This is a genomic window from Lysinibacillus sp. FJAT-14222, from assembly GCF_001278875.1.
In the GTDB taxonomy this organism is placed as follows: domain Bacteria; phylum Bacillota; class Bacilli; order Bacillales_A; family Planococcaceae; genus Lysinibacillus; species Lysinibacillus agricola.
This window is the reverse complement of the sequence record NZ_LIYL01000016.1, coordinates 39,497-55,112: the sequence shown is the minus strand read 5'-3', so window position 1 is coordinate 55,112 and position 15,616 is coordinate 39,497. Positions and strand designations below refer to the sequence as shown.

11 protein-coding genes are annotated in these 15,616 nt (G+C 36.9%); 10 read left to right on the top strand and 1 reads right to left on the bottom strand.

All coding sequences use genetic code 11. The annotated features are described in order from the left end of the window. The first annotated feature begins 116 nt into the window (after positions 1-116). From AN161_RS07085 to AN161_RS07045, 9 genes are all read left to right on the top strand, one after another. Positions 117-2,153 (top strand): hydantoinase/oxoprolinase family protein, encoded by a 2,037-nt coding sequence (locus tag AN161_RS07085; RefSeq protein ID WP_053593668.1) that lies wholly within the window; start codon positions 117-119, stop codon positions 2,151-2,153. A 3-nt stretch (positions 2,154-2,156) separates the two neighbouring features. After that, positions 2,157-3,854 carry a hydantoinase B/oxoprolinase family protein gene (locus tag AN161_RS07080; RefSeq protein ID WP_053593667.1) on the top strand — a complete coding sequence of 566 codons (1,698 nt, stop codon included), beginning with the start codon at positions 2,157-2,159 and terminating at the stop codon, positions 3,852-3,854. A gap of 262 nt (positions 3,855-4,116) precedes the next feature. Further along, positions 4,117-5,691 carry an OPT/YSL family transporter gene (locus tag AN161_RS07075; RefSeq protein WP_053593666.1) on the top strand — a complete coding sequence of 525 codons (1,575 nt, stop codon included), beginning with the start codon at positions 4,117-4,119 and terminating at the stop codon, positions 5,689-5,691. 16 nt (positions 5,692-5,707) lie between these two features. Further along, the gene (locus AN161_RS07070) at positions 5,708-6,751 is read left to right on the top strand and encodes a DUF917 family protein (protein ID WP_053593665.1); all 1,044 of its coding nucleotides are present in this window, start codon (positions 5,708-5,710) and stop codon (positions 6,749-6,751) included. Further along, entirely contained in the window at positions 6,752-7,429 is a 678-nt protein-coding gene (locus AN161_RS07065; protein ID WP_277815927.1) for an Rpn family recombination-promoting nuclease/putative transposase, read from the top strand. 901 nt (positions 7,430-8,330) lie between these two features. Further along, on the top strand, positions 8,331-8,945 hold the full coding sequence (locus AN161_RS07060; RefSeq protein ID WP_053593663.1) for an HD domain-containing protein: 615 nt from the start codon (positions 8,331-8,333) through the stop codon (positions 8,943-8,945). A gap of 628 nt (positions 8,946-9,573) precedes the next feature. After that, positions 9,574-10,995: an anion permease gene (locus tag AN161_RS07055; protein ID WP_053593662.1), complete on the top strand. Its 1,422-nt coding sequence runs from the start codon at positions 9,574-9,576 to the stop codon at positions 10,993-10,995. Between the two features lie 309 nt (positions 10,996-11,304). Then, entirely contained in the window at positions 11,305-13,191 is a 1,887-nt protein-coding gene (locus AN161_RS07050; protein WP_053593661.1) for an ATP-binding cassette domain-containing protein, read from the top strand. Between the two features lie 12 nt (positions 13,192-13,203). Then, complete coding sequence (locus AN161_RS07045) at positions 13,204-14,328, top strand: virulence factor (RefSeq protein ID WP_053593660.1); 1,125 nt, start codon at positions 13,204-13,206, stop codon at positions 14,326-14,328. Positions 14,329-14,769: 441 nt separating this feature from the next. On the opposite strand, the gene AN161_RS30110 is transcribed toward AN161_RS07045, so the two are convergent. Further along, on the bottom strand, positions 14,770-15,135 hold the full coding sequence (locus tag AN161_RS30110) for a hypothetical protein (protein ID WP_075807199.1): 366 nt from the start codon (positions 15,133-15,135) through the stop codon (positions 14,770-14,772). Between the two features lie 203 nt (positions 15,136-15,338). Between AN161_RS30110 and AN161_RS07035 the strand changes: the two genes are divergently transcribed. Further along, on the top strand, positions 15,339-15,533 hold the full coding sequence (locus AN161_RS07035) for a hypothetical protein (RefSeq protein ID WP_053593659.1): 195 nt from the start codon (positions 15,339-15,341) through the stop codon (positions 15,531-15,533). Positions 15,534-15,616: the final 83 nt, after the last annotated feature.

Here is a 15,616-nt window from a genome sequence, read left to right as displayed (position 1 = left end):
TGTCAAATAAAATTTATTTTAAAAATATATTGAATTTTCTTTTTATTTTAAATATAATTTATTTTAATTTAAAAAGAAACGCTGTATCGATAATAGAAACACATAGGGGTGGAAACTTGAAAATAGCAACAGATATTGGCGGTACTTTTACCGATTTAGTGTATACAGATGAAAAGGGAAATCTTCATTTTGACAAGGGGCATACGACTCCGGGCCATTTTGAGGACGGCATACTGAACGTATTAGAACGACATGTAACAGAAGATTCACTGGTCGAATCTTTTATTCATGGTTCTACGGTCATTATTAACACGTTAACAGAAAGAAAAGGAGGCATAGTCGGTTTAATCACGACAAAGGGTTTCCGTGATGTATTAGAAATTGCTCGCGGGAATCGACCCGATTTATACAATTTCAAATATAAAAAACCAACACCTTTTGTAGAGCGCTATTTACGACAAGAAATCGATGAGCGAATCGATTTTAAAGGAAACATTATGAAAGCACTTAATATTGAGGATGTAGGAGAAATAGTAAATAAATTTAAAGAATTAGGTGTAGAAGCAATCGCCATTTCATTAATCCATGGCTACAAAAATCCTAAACATGAAATTCAACTAAAAGAAGAGATAATAAAAATTTGGCCTGAAGTGTATATAACACTTTCGAGCGAAACGATTAAAGAATATAGAGAATACGAAAGAACAAATACCACTGTCTTAAATTCGTATGTTAAACCAATTGCACACGCATATTTAAAAAGTTTAAAAGAAAAGTTAAGTACGATTGACATTACAGAGCATTTAAAAATTATGCAATCCAATGGGGGAACGACCAGTTTCGATAAAGCGATGGAGTTGCCGATCAACCTAGTAGAATCTGGTCCTGTTGCGGGCATGTTCGGAGCTGCTAAATTAGGAGAGCTATTAAATGAATCCAATATTATCGCTTTTGATGTCGGTGGAACGACTGCGAAATGTTCGCTCATTACAAATGGAAAAGTAAATGTAACAACAGATTACTATATTGAAAGAAATGAAAAATTTGCAGGTTATCCTATTAAAACACCTGTCGTGGATATTGTGGAAATCGGTAATGGCGGTGGTTCCATCGCACGAGTAGATCAATTTGGTTCATTAAAAGTCGGCCCAGATTCTGCCGGAGCTAACCCAGGACCTGTCGCATATGGCTTAGGAAATACACAGCCAACTATTACAGACGCTAATGTCTATTTGGGAAGATTGTCACTAGAAAACTTTGATAATCCGGTTTCTATTAACAAAATTGAGGAGGCACTTATTGCTTCGATTGCCAAACCATTTCATGTTACAGCTGAGGAGGCTGCACAAGGAATTTTAGATATTGCGAATTCAAATATGTTAAATGCTCTAAAGCTTATCTCTATTCGTAAAGGATATGATCCAGAGGATTTTACAATGGTTGCCTTTGGTGGCGGTGGTCCACTACATGCTATTAATTTAGCGGAAGAATTGAACATGAAAAAAGTGATAATTCCATATGGATCATCGGTCTTTTCTGCAATAGGTATGATGATGACGGAATACCGACAAGATTATATCCAAACAAATTTAATGAACTTTGATAAAAATCATGTAGCCGACATTCAAAAAAATATCGATGACGCTATTGAAAGTGCCTATAAGGATGCTCCTCTTTCAAAAGATCATTATCATTTTGAAATTCATTACGATCTACGCTATAAAGGCCAAGAGCACGCTGTAAAAATGAGTGCATCCAATATCGCAATCAATGAAGCAGAGCTAGGTCATTTAGCGGAAGCGTTCCATATTAAACATAAACAGGAGTTTTCTTTTGATTTACCAAATACCCCAATTGAGTTAGTGAATTTACATCTCACTATTTATGGCAAAGATGAAGCAGTTCAATTTAAAGAACTAGATTTTTCAGACATTGACGTTACCACATGTATAAAATCGAAGCGTCAATTGTATGTCAAGAAAACTGGTTGGGTAAAAGTAAATGTTTATGATCAGCAAAAGCTAGTACCTGGATATGTGATTTCTGGTCCTGCAATTGTTGAAAATCCTACATCTACGGTCGTTATAAGTGAAAAACAATCCATCGAAATAGATAAATATGGAAATATTATTGTAGAGATGGGGGAGAAATAAGTTATGAAAAAAGACGTTTTTGCCGTAGAAATTATTCAGGATTCATTGCTAGCCATTGGAGATGAAATGTTTGTCGCCTTAGCTCGTTCATCAATGAGTCCAGTGATATATGAGGTATTAGATTATGCCTGTGGTTTAACAGATGCAAAAGGTAATTTAATCAGCCAAGGAAATGGTGTGACAAGTTTTATCGGAATGCTAAGTCCAATGGTTCAGCGTGTTATTGAAAAGTTTAAGAATGGTGAAGATTTACACGAAGGTGATGTCATCATTATTAATGATCCATATGTTGGAGGTGGATCGCATTTATCAGATGTTGGGTTAGTACTACCAATTTTCCACAATGGAGAAATTATCGCTTATTCTGCCAATAAAGCTCACTGGACAGAAGTTGGTGGGATGGACCCAGGTTCGTTTACGAGTAATTCCAATGAAATCTATCAAGAAGGCTTACAATTGCCAGGAGTAAAGCTCTATCGGAAAGGCGAGCTGAATGAAGCAATCTATGAAATCATATCTACGAATGTTCGTTTACCAGAGCTATCAATAGGAGATATGTTTGCCCAAGTTGCAGCATTAAAAACGGGAGAAAAACGAATCATTGAACTTTGTCAGAAATTCGGTGCTGAATCTGTTAAGTTGTCCATTGAAAAATTATTGGACAAGGGTGAAAAGATTGTTGAACTTGAACTACAACAATTGCCTAAAGGAGAGTTTTATGCGGAAGATTTTATTGAAGGAGATCCATTAAAAGGTGGACCATACCCTATCAAAGTAAAGGTGACAATAAATGATGAAAAATTCATTTGTGACTTTAGAGGATCACATCCTGCAGTTTATGTACCCGTAAACTGTTCGAAATTTGGATTAATGGCCAGTGTGAGAGTTATGTTTTTAGCGTTACTTGGTGATATTGATGTGATCAATGAAGGTGTATTTAAACGGTTAACAATCATTACAGATGAGAATTCAATTGTTTCTGCAAAACGACCACACCCAGTTTCGATGAATTTTGAGGCGCGTATTGGAGCAGCAGATTTAATCTGGAAAGCACTTGCACCTCACTTACCAGAAAGACTTTCAGCAGGACATTTACAGTCTGTTTGTACGTTTATTTTAACAGGTAAAAATCCAGACAACGATGAGTCATTCCTAATTGTTGAGCCATCTGTTGGTGGTTGGGGAGCGTCAAATGATGAAGATGGTCAAAGTGGGCAATATTGTATGGGCGATGGGGAAACTTATAACCTCCCTGTTGAGATTGCGGAGACAAAATACGGTATTCATATTGATGAATATAGCTTAAACTGCGATGGTGCAGGAGCTGGGAAATTTAGAGGCGGCATCGGTGTACGTCGTGTGTATACCGTGAATCATGATGGACAAAAGGTTTCAGTCAACTTAGGCAGACATCAATTTGCACCATTTGGCTTAAATGGCGGAAAGGGAGGCTCACATAACTATTTAATGATTCATAAAAAAGATGGTACAAAGCTCGGGCCAGTTGGTGTACTAGCGAATTATGAGTTGCAAAAAGGAGACCGAATAGAGCTTGTTACAGCAACAGGTGGCGGTTATGGCAATCCAAACGAGCGAAGTATTCAGGCAATAGAAAAAGACTTGTTAAATGAATATATTTCTTTAGAGGCAGCAGAAAAACAGTATGGTTATAACCTGGGCGGTGATCAGCGTCACAAATGAGTTGCTGGAGCGGGCATATTAGAGGAACGAAGGCTAAATACATCACGTTCTGTAACAATGCCTTCGTAACCAACGTCCTGGTGTTGCTGGCGCTTCGCTTTCGCACACTTGTCCCGTTATGATGATGAGCCGAATTTGTTGCTTACGATTTTTAGATTAGTATATGGCATTGATGATCAGAGGGAGAAATATATGCATGAACAAATTCCTCATCAAACTCAATATCACGTTTCTAAACTATAAATATATAGGAGTTGACTCAATGAATAATAAAGTATTACATCCTAGGGCTTTAGAGCCTATGACTCTATTAATGGTAGTTTTTACATCTGTGATTGGTGCAATAATTGGGTTACAACTGATTACTACTTTAGGGATTTCGGCCAATACATCAATTGTTGGTGCCATATTTGCAATGATTTTAGGAAGAATTCCTATTGGTAAGCTTATAGAGTTTAAATCCGTTCATAGGCAAAATCTTATTCAAACTGCGATATCAGCAGCAACTTTTAGTGCAGCGAGCAGTTTAATGTTACCAATTGGTATTCCATATGTTTTAGGCTATGAAAATTTAGTATTACCATTGTTTATCGGTGTTATTTTAGCGATGTTTGTTGATGCTTTATTATTATTTAAATTTTTTGATACAAAGATTTTCCCAGCAGCAGGTACTTGGCCACCAGGAATTGCAACTGCTGAGGCGATTAAAGCTGGAGATAAAGGTGGTAAAAACGCAAAGGTTCTAATCGGTGGCGTTTTAGTCGGTGTTGTAGGAGCTGTACTTAAAATTCCAATGTCAGCTTTTGGGGTAGCGTTTATCGGAAATATTTGGGCACTTACAATGTTTGGAATCGGTCTTTTACTTAGGGGCTATTCTGTTCAACTATTTAATGTAGATTTAAACGAATATTATATACCGCATGGTGTAATGATTGGTGCTGGAATTGTGGCGCTATTCCAAGTAGGCTTTACATTATTAAATAAGAAACCTTCTAAAGAGACAGAAGGGTTGGTATATTCGAAGGATTCGAAAGAGATTAGACAGGGCTTTGGTGCAGGGTTTATTGCTTATTTAGTCATTGCAGTATTAATTGCGCTTTTGGGTGGTTTAACGTCAGATATGTCTTTCGGTATGTTGATAGGCTTCATCGTATTCGCAACAATTGCTGCATTTGTACATGAATTAATTGTTGGTATTGCTGCCATGCATGCAGGTTGGTTCCCAGCATTTGCAGTAGCATTTATAACGCTTATTGTCGGCATTTTAATTGGTTTTCCACCTCCGGCACTCGCTTTATTAGCTGGATATAGTGCAGCAACAGGTGTTGCCTTTGCGGATATGGGCTATGATTTAAAAACGGGTTTTATTTTACGTGGAAATGGTAGTGATCCAGTATTAGAAAAAGAAGGTCGTAAACAGCAGCTAATCGCTGGTATTATAGCTTTCTCTATTTCTGCCATTGTTGTTTTATTATCTTACCAATCTTATTTTGCGCAAGATTTAGTAGCACCTGTAAATCATGTGTATGCTGCTACCATTCAATCTGGTGTGACAGGTGACGTGGCTAAACAATTATTGATTTGGGCGATTCCAGGCGCATTGATTCAACTTATCGGTGGTTCGAAGAGACAAATGGGTATCCTGTTTGCAACTGGTTTATTACTGATCAATCCTATTGCTGGATGGGCTGTTTTAGTAGGTATTTTACTTCGCATTATTTTCACTTATGTGACGAAAGGTAAGAGAGAATCTGAGATGACTGTATTTGCAGCAGGCGTAATTGCTGGAGATGCTTTATATAGTTTCTTCTCTTCTATTTTTAAAATAGGAAAATAGAAAGGAGTAATTGTTGATGGAAAAAGTTCTATCTTACGAGGATGGTATTGCTGCTGTCTATGGGGGTGCAATACTTGGAGGCGGTGGAGGTGGCCTCCTAGAGGAAGGCATAAAACTGGTTGAGGAAATATTTGCTGCCGGTGCACCTCAGTTAATCGATATAAAGGAATTAAATAATGAGGATTTGGTCGCTTGTGTGGCGATGGTTGGAGCTCCTTCAGCAGCCAATCAATATATCTCCAATGAACAGCTTTGCTGGAGCTATAGAAATATGAACACGTATACTAATAATCGATTAAAAGGGATTATTACGAACGAAAATGGAGCTATTACGACCATTAATGGCTGGTTACAATCGATTTTATTGGACGTACCAGTCGTTGATTCTCCTTGTAACGGACGAGCCCATCCAACTGGAATTATGGGTTCCTTGAATTTACACGAGCTAAAAGATTATAAATCTGTTCAATTTTATGCGGGTGGGAAAAATGATTTTGCGATTCAAGGCTTTGTTGAAGGTGATTTACAAAACACAGCAAAGACAGCCCGTAATGCTTCTATTTTAGCTGGCGGGATGGTAGGGGTAACTCGAAACCCTGTAACAATTGGCTATTTAAAAGAACATGGAGCTCCGAATGCAATTACAGAGGCAATCCAGCTCGGCTATTGCTTCCTGAATGGACAAACAATCGAAGAAAAATTGGAAAATATCATTCGTCAGTTGAATGGGGTGCACATTGTATCGGGTCTAGTGACGGATTATTTATTAACAAATGAAAGTGGCTTTGATGTAGGTAAATTAACTGTAGAGGATTTTCATTTAACTTTTTGGAACGAGTATATGACTTTATCGAAAGAGGGTAACATCCAATCCAAATTTCCGGATCTTATTATGACCTTTGATGTGAACAAAATGATTCCTGTACCTAGTGCAAGCATAAAAGAAGGAATGCATGTTGCTGTTATTCAAGCCGATCAGCGTAATTTAAAATTAAGCACGACGATGAAAAATAAGGCGTTGTTGCAAGAAATTGACGAGGTGATTGGAACTGTTCTATAAATAGCAGCTGTTTACTGGGCTCAACTTTATACATCACAATTACAAAAGGGTATGGGGTATCATAAACTGCTACTGACGATTACCATTAATATATATAATTTCACGGTGTTTCCTCAAAGTGCATATTATCAGAGTACCTTCCATTTGTATGAGGATAAAACATTAAAGCGATTAGTTATACAGGATGATGCTTTGGAAGTGCACTTTATTGAAATGAATACATTCCTTGAACAATGGCATAGAGGAGTTCTTAAGCCACTGGATGGTATTTTAGCACGTTGGTTATTGTTATTAGGAATGGTCGATGCACGAAAGAAAAAGGTCTATGAAAAAATTTATCGTGATTTGGAGGAACTAGCGGTGAAGGACGAACATTTATTACAGGCATTCAATGTTTGGAAAGAGCTAAGTTTATCACAGGAAGATGTTATTGCCTATCAATCACGCTTAAAGTATATCCTTGATGAAGAGGCAAAGTTAGAGGATGTAAAGCATATGGCAGAGCAACAGGGAATCGAAAAAGGAAAAATAGAGGGTAAAATAGAAGAAAAAGAAAAAACTGCTAATAAACTTTTAGCGAATGGTATGGATATTGATTTTATTTGTAAAATAACAGGCTTATCTGTGGAGCGTATTGAAGAAATCAAAGAAAGGCTAATTCAAAGTCGTGAAGATTAATAACGATAAAGCTAACAAGGCTCGTCATGTCTCTAAAATCTCCCATGTTCAGAATAATTTTTTTCCTTAGGAATGCTTTAGAAGGAAAATGGGAAATAACAAGAATCAGGAAAAAGGGAGATAGGATATTGTCTTTAAAATGGAAATTGAAGAAACAATAAAAGCTGCCATCATCTACAATAAATAAGATGGGCAGCTTTTACTGTTTCTTCAGCGGGTTGGTATTACATAACATAACTATCGTTCCTACTTCCTTCATAACTTAATACTTCATTTACGGCTTAAATAAAATTCGGAAAAATTGTTGCCTAAAAAAGAATTCTCTAGTTTTGTTAGCACGACTCTGATGATTTGACTTTTCGCAAAATGTTGGCAAGAAATTGGTGTACTATTTACCATTAATGGGAGGAGTTACGTTCACACATATTCAAGGCAATGAATAGAAGAAGGTAACATCAATTAATGATAAAAATATTACACGCTTGCGACATTTGGTCAAAGCCTTCGTTGGTCGTGAAAACAGGCTTACTGTTTGTTCACTTATTTCGTCATGTACATTCACTATGCGGGTTAAAACAAAGAATTTCTAAGGGAAAGTGTTCACTTTTATTTGTTTCTTTAGATGATTGGTTTACACTATACGCACGTCATCTTTCAACACAATATTCAATTGTAAGCCCGCTGAAGTTGTTTAATCTGTCAAAACATAGTTCTTGTACACCACTGAAATAGTGAGGTTACAGAACAAAATTGTTCTGTACATTCATCTTATAATATTCTGAAAACTTAGTCAATTGAAAACATCTATCCATTTTGATTTTTGTTGAGTTAGAGATTACTTAGCTACCAACTATTCTAAGCAATACAGTATAATAACATACGAAGGGACTGAACAAAGAATATGAACAATTTAATGGACAAAGTACGAGAAATTTATGAGCAGTTTGATGCTAGTCATGATTTTCAACATATTGAACGTGTTTATCAAAATGCGTTAGCAATTTTACATACCGAGCCGGAAGCTGATGCAGAGGTCGTGAAAATTGTAGTGCTGTTGCATGATGTTAGTGATAAAAAGTATACCGATAGTAAAGAGCAAGAAAATAAGCTAATTGCCGAGCTATCTTTAAGTGAAGAGAAAAAGCAACATATCCGAGATTGCATTGCACAAGTATCGTTTAATGGCGGCAATGAGCTAGAAGCAACCTCTATTGAGGCAAAAATAGCGCGAGATGCAGATCGATTAGATGCCATTGGAGCAATTGGCATTGCCCGTACATTTGCTTTTGGTGGGGCTAAAGGTCGAAAGCTATACGACGAGGAAGAGGACGCACGTACGGATATGACAGAGGAGGAGTATCGCAGTAAAAATACATCCTCAGTTACCCATTTTTATGAGAAGCTATTATTCCTAAAGGATTTAATGACAACCGAAAAAGGCAAGCAAATGGCTAAAGAACGCCATCAATTTATGGTACAGTTTTTAGAGCAATTACAGAATGAAATAGGTAAGTAAGATGTACACTGCTTTTCAAAGCAGACGTAAATTTTAAATAACATAAAAAGGTATGAGCGCCGCTATTTACTAGTGAGCTTATACCTTTTTATGTTGCAATTTTCTATTACAGTTGATTTATTCCTTACCAAGCTGTAATTCGGAGTCTTGCTCGATTGATAATAGCGATTTCCATACATAATAGCGATTTTAAACGATAGGTATCTTTTCAGTGGATCTTATACATACTAACCATACTGATTTGGTCTCATGGGTAATCAACATTATCGTCATGCATGGGAGAATTGATTTATCAAAGTTTGGTGAATCATTAGTAACTAAAGGTTGATAAAGGTCAAATGTTAATGCGTGAATATCAAATTGCTGTGAAATTGTAAATAATGCTATGAAAATGTCTAGTTTTATTAAAAAATTAACATAATGGGGAAAATATTGATGAAATGAAATCCTTTTTTTCTATAAAATGAGCAAAAACTCTTTTCATCTATTACATAAAACATATATAATTACTTATGTTTTTTCGACAATGGGGATCTTGAATTAGGTCTATTTTTCATTCAAATATTAGATCGTGGGAGAAATATCCTTTTAAATACATTGGGGTAACCGTCAAAGGAGTTTTAACATCATGAAAGAAGCAAAAAGCGCAGTCAAATGGATTCCTTTCTTCATTACCCTTGCTGTTGGCGTAGCTATCTGGATTTGTCCAGTACCTTCAGGAGTAGAGGAAAATGCGTGGCATCTGTTTGCTATTTTTGTTGCGACAATTATAGGGTTTATAACGAAACCGTTGCCAATGGGAGCTATATCCTTTATTGCTATGGCTATGATTGCAATAACGAATACATTAACCATTGAAGAGACATTAAGTGGTTTTGGCAATTCAACAATTTGGCTGATTGTCATTGCCTTCTTTATTTCTCGTGGATTTATTAAAACGGGACTAGGGGAACGAATTGCTTATATATTTGTTCGTCTTTTTGGGAAAAAAACCTTGAGCCTGTCTTACTCTTTACTTGCGAGTGATCTAATATTAGCACCAGCTATTCCTAGTAATACAGCTCGTGCTGGTGGTGTAATATTTCCAATCATCCAGTCATTATCTCATACCTTCGGATCTAAACCAGAAGATGGGACAGAGCGTAAGATGGGTGCCTTTCTTTTAAAGGTAGGCTTTCAAGGGAATTTAATAACGTCTGCTATGTTTATGACAGCCATGGCAGCGAATCCTTTAATTGTAAAGCTAGCAAGTGATACAGCTGGAGTAACTATTACTTGGTTCGGCTGGGCAGTGGCCATGATTGTCCCTGGGTTAACAGCTTTAATCGTTGTTCCTTATGTTATTTATAAAATCTATCCGCCTCAGATCAAGGAAACACCAGAAGCAGCAGCTATCGCTAAAAAGAAGCTGGATGAATTTGGTCCACTGAAAAGTTCTGAAAAGCGCATGGTTGTAGTATTTATTGTTGTGTTGTCGTTATGGATAGGCGGAGACTACTTTGGAATTAGTGCTACTACATCAGCTCTAATAGGTCTTTCCTTACTTTTATTGTTAAATGTCTTAACATGGGCAGATATCAAAAAGGAAGAAGGGGCATGGGATACGCTTGTCTGGTTTGCAACATTATTTATGATGGCATCTTATATGAACAAACTAGGGCTAATTCCATGGTTTAGTAATGAAGTTGGTGGACTTGTATCTGGGTATAGTTGGATATGGGCTGTTTTAATATTAGCATTAGTCTATTTCTATTCTCATTATTTCTTCGCGAGTTCCACTGCTCATATTAGTGCGATGTATGCAGCATTTTTATCTGTTATGCTGCAAGCAGGAGCACCTGCTATGTTAGCAGCTATATTATTAGCGGCATTTAGTAATTTATTTGGCGCCACTACTCATTATGGTTCTGGTCCAGCACCAGTCTTCTTTGGTGCAGGTTATATTGACCAAAAGAAATGGTGGACAGTTGGATTTGTAGTTTCCATTGTTACCATCCTGATTTTTGTTATAGTAGGAGGACTGTGGTGGAAGCTTCTTGGTTATTGGTAAAATAATTGGCTTCTGTATCCGGATAGAAATATGTTCTATCCGGATATTTTTATTGGTGACTAAGTATTATTCTATAATTAGGGATATGACTTGGTTTGGTGATTTAGAGGGACACATCATCAGGTACCTTTGCTCTTCCTCATTTTGCAGTTAATGGAGGAGGCTTTTTTTGATAGGTAAGCAGAGTTTGTTGTCCTTTGTTTACCTGTCATTTGGTGTTATGATAAAAATGGATAGCAATAATAAACTACATATAAAAAGTAGTGTGGATACTAAACAACACTTAAATGAAAGAGATGGACAAATGTAATGAGTCATTTAATTGTACAAAATTTAACGAAAACAGTGGGCGATAAAACGCTCTTTCAAAATATTGAATTTACGATTTATGAGGGAGAGCGAGCTGGGCTAATTGGCATTAATGGTACTGGTAAATCCACATTGCTTTCTATTTTAGCAGGTGAAATCGAAGCGGATGCAATGGAAGTTGACCGCCCAAATAAATACCGTGTTGCTTATTTACCACAGGAGCCTACTTTTAAAAGCGGCGAAACGGTGTTACAGGCAGTATTTACAGGGAATTCACCTATTTTAAAATTGAATCGTGAATATGAGGAAACGGTTGCTGCACTTGCCTTAAATCCGACTTCAGAAAGTTTACAAAAAACGTTATTTAGCTTGCAGCATCGTATGGATGAAGAGCAGGCATGGGATGTCAATGCACTTGCAAAGACAGCACTTACGAAGTTTGGCATTGAAATGTTTGATAAAGAAGTATTAACACTGTCAGGTGGTCAGCAAAAGCGCGTTGCTTTAGCTAAAGTTTTAATAGAGCCGGTAGATCTTTATTTATTGGACGAGCCTACCAACCATTTAGATGTGCAGTCAACTCAGTGGCTACAGGAAATGGTGTTACGATTAAAGGGAGCCGTTATATTTATTACCCATGATCGTTATTTCTTAGATGAACTGTCTACGCATATTTACGAGCTGGCTGATCAAACATTATACCGTCATACTGGGAATTATGGGGATTATTTAGAAGCTCGTGCTATTCGTGAGGAAATGACAGCAGCCTCTACACAAAAAGATCGCAACCGCTATCGCTCAGAACTAAAATGGATTCGCCGTGGAGCGAAAGCGCGTTCTACGAAGCAAAAGGCACGTATCCAGCGCTTCGAGCAGTTAGAGGATAACTTGGAGCGTAAATCTGAGGATGTTTCTCTTGACATGAGCCTAGCAACAACACGCCTCGGTCGAAAGGTTTTAGAGGCTGAACATATTTCAAAGGCATTTGGTCATCAAAAAATCCTTGAAAACTTTTCATTTTTACTACAGCAGGGCGATCGTATCGGAATTATCGGAGCAAATGGTGTAGGAAAATCAACATTATTGAACATGCTAGCAGGTGAACTTACACCTGATGCTGGTGAAATTCTTGTTGGTTCGACAGTGAAGTTAGCGCATTTCAAACAAACGCTACCAAAAATGAATGAAAATGAGCGCATGATTGAATATATCCGTGAAGCCTCAAATGATATCACAGATGCAGAGGGTGTGCGCTATTCGGCTGCTCAAATGCTAGAGCGTTTCTTATTCCCACTTCATGCACACGGTACACCTATCGGTAAATTATCGGGTGGCGAGCGTAAACGTCTGCATTTATTACGATTATTAATGGAACAACCAAACGTACTGTTACTAGACGAGCCTACGAATGATTTGGATATTGAAACATTAGGTGTGCTTGAGGATTTCATTGAGCATTTCCCTGGAGTTGTCATAACTATATCCCACGATCGCTTTTTCTTAGATCGAATTGCGAAAAAGCTGTGGGTTTTAGATGGTCTTGGGCATGTTGATGAGTCGCTTGATCTTTACAGTGAATATTTACAAAAACGTGAACAAGAAGTCGCTGTAAAGGTAGAAGCGCCAAAAGTCGAAAAAGCTAAGACCGAAAAGCCTAAAGCGGACAAGAAAAAATTATCCTTTAAAGAGCAAAAAGAGTGGGAAACGATTGCTGATGACATAGAAAAGACGGAAACAGCGATTATGGAGACAGAAGAAGGTATTGCCAACGCTGGTGCTGATTTTACAAAGCTACAAGAATTAACGGCGAAGCTAGATGAGCTAAATGCACAATATGAGCATCTTATTGAAAGATGGTCGTATTTAGATGAAATCGTAAATGGATAAGGAGCGATAGACATGAAGATTATGACAATTGAACCGACACCAAGCCCTAATTCTATGAAGATTGTCGTTGATACAGAGTTACCTTTTGGCAAAAGCTATAATTTTACAAAGGATAATAAAGATGAAGCAACTGGTGAAGCAGCAGCGATTTTGGCAATTGAAGGTGTTAAAGGCGTTTATCATGTAGCAGATTTCTTCGCTGTTGAGCGTAACGCAAAGTATGCATGGGAAAGTATTTTAGCAAGCATTCGCCAAGTGTTAGGTGAAGACGTACACGAAGTAAACAATGAACAAGTAGCCAATGAATTTTATGGTGAAGTGTACGTTCATGTACAGTTTTATAAGCAAGTACCACTTCAAGTGAAGGTATTTGATAACCAACATGAGCACCGTGTAAGCTGTGGTGAGCGCTTTGTGGAAGCTTTCAATAAAATTAGTGAGACAGCAGTTGATGAAAATTACATTTTCCAACGTAAATGGATTGACTATGGTGTACGTTATGGAGAGCTTGAGGAAATTGCGGAAGCAGTAAAACAGGAAATCGAAGTAACCTATTCTGAGGAACGTTTGGCGAAGATTATTGCAACGATTAATGATTCTGAGAAAACTATTGAGAAGCCAGCTAAGCTAAAAATTACTGTTGCGCAGTTTAAGCAACCAGAATGGGAAAAACGTTTCCAACTGCTTGACCAAATGGCAGATCCAGAGCTAGATGATTTACCGCTTTTAGATTTAGCGTTACAAGATGAGCAAATGTCTATCCGTCGACTTGCAACCGTTTATTTAGGCATGATTGAGGATGTGGCAGTTGTTCCATATTTAGAAAAGGCATTACAGAACAAAAGTGCAGCGGTACGTCGAACGGCAGGAGATTGTATGAGTGACCTTGGCTTCGTGGAATTTGAGGACGCGATGCAGCAAGCGTTACAGGATAAAAACAAACTTGTTCGTTGGCGTGCAGCTATGTACTTATATGAAGTCGGTACTGAGAAATCCTTAGCGACATTGAAGGCTGCTGCAGAAGATAAAGAGTTTGAAGTGAAGCTACAAGTAAAAATGGCGATTGCCCGCATCGAACAAGGTGAGGAAGCAAAAGGTTCTGTTTGGAAGCAAATGACAGAATCTCGCCAGCAATAAATTGAAACTTTAATCAGTGACCCGTTAATGGGGATAAAAGAAATAAACCAGCTCTCTGCTATGAATGTAGTTCAACAGAGACGCTGGTTTTCTTTTATTGTTGCTTTTGGTAAAAAGTAAAATTCTCTACTAATGTTCTAATGATATTAACCTTTGATAAATGATAAAACAAACTTGTTGTTTCGAAATTGTATACATCCCATTTCTTTCGGAAGTTCCAATTTGTCTTTTAACCTTCAAATATAGTAGCGGCACGATGTTTTTAAAACTAGGCTGTTTTCTCAAAGATTGTTACTTCTGGTTTGGTTATCTTCTTCTTCAACTAAAATTAGTTTAAGTACATTCTTTCACAAACTTTATTGATTTAGCAAAATTAAACAGTTTATATATTACAGAAATACTACTTCGTTAGCAGGAACTACTTTTTTCGTTTCATATTTACTATTTTCTTTGGCTGTTAATATGACCTTGCTTGCAAAATACTCTTATAATTAATTGCCCTAAAATATAAATAATTGAAACAAATATAATGGCGGCATCTCTGCCAAAAGGTTTAAACCAACCTCCATCATCAACTATAAAAAAATAGCCAAATATTAAAGAAATAACGGTCATAATAAAATTCAAGCCAAAGAACAAAGGAAATTTAATGTTTCTCGATGATATACCTACAACAATAATGAACACTAGAAATACCGGAAACAAAAAATCAGCGTGTTGGCTAGCAAGATGACTATTATATTCGTAAAAATGAAATAAGAAAGGAACTGGAAATAAAGACAAAATACTTATAATAAACCTCTTCAATTTATATATACCCCCTATATAAAATTGATAAGGTGGTTTTTTCAATATACTGTAGTTTTTTTATTTCTAATTCTTATTTAACTAAACTGCTTCGTTAGTAAAAAAACGTCTTCACTTGTTGTATGTTAAAGTGAAAAGTTTCACAAATAATAGAAAATAGATTATACTGGACTAACTATCATATTCAAAAAGGAGCATTTCCTATGACCAAGAATAATCAATCCGAAGTACCTCAAAAAAAAATCAGCCTGCAAGAGGCAGTAAAACAGCAGCTTGAAAACAAAAAGAACCATTCCTCTGCTAATAAAGGAAAAAAGAATGCTGACCTATCAACAAAAAAAATGAAAAGCCAGCAAACGAAAAAAACAAGCAATACCCGTAGAAAAATGGGTGTCTGATATACGGACAATATTGGAAAGACATATTACCAGGCAAAGCTGTTGATATTGTTAAAAAAGGATCGAAAAAGGGAAGATTACCA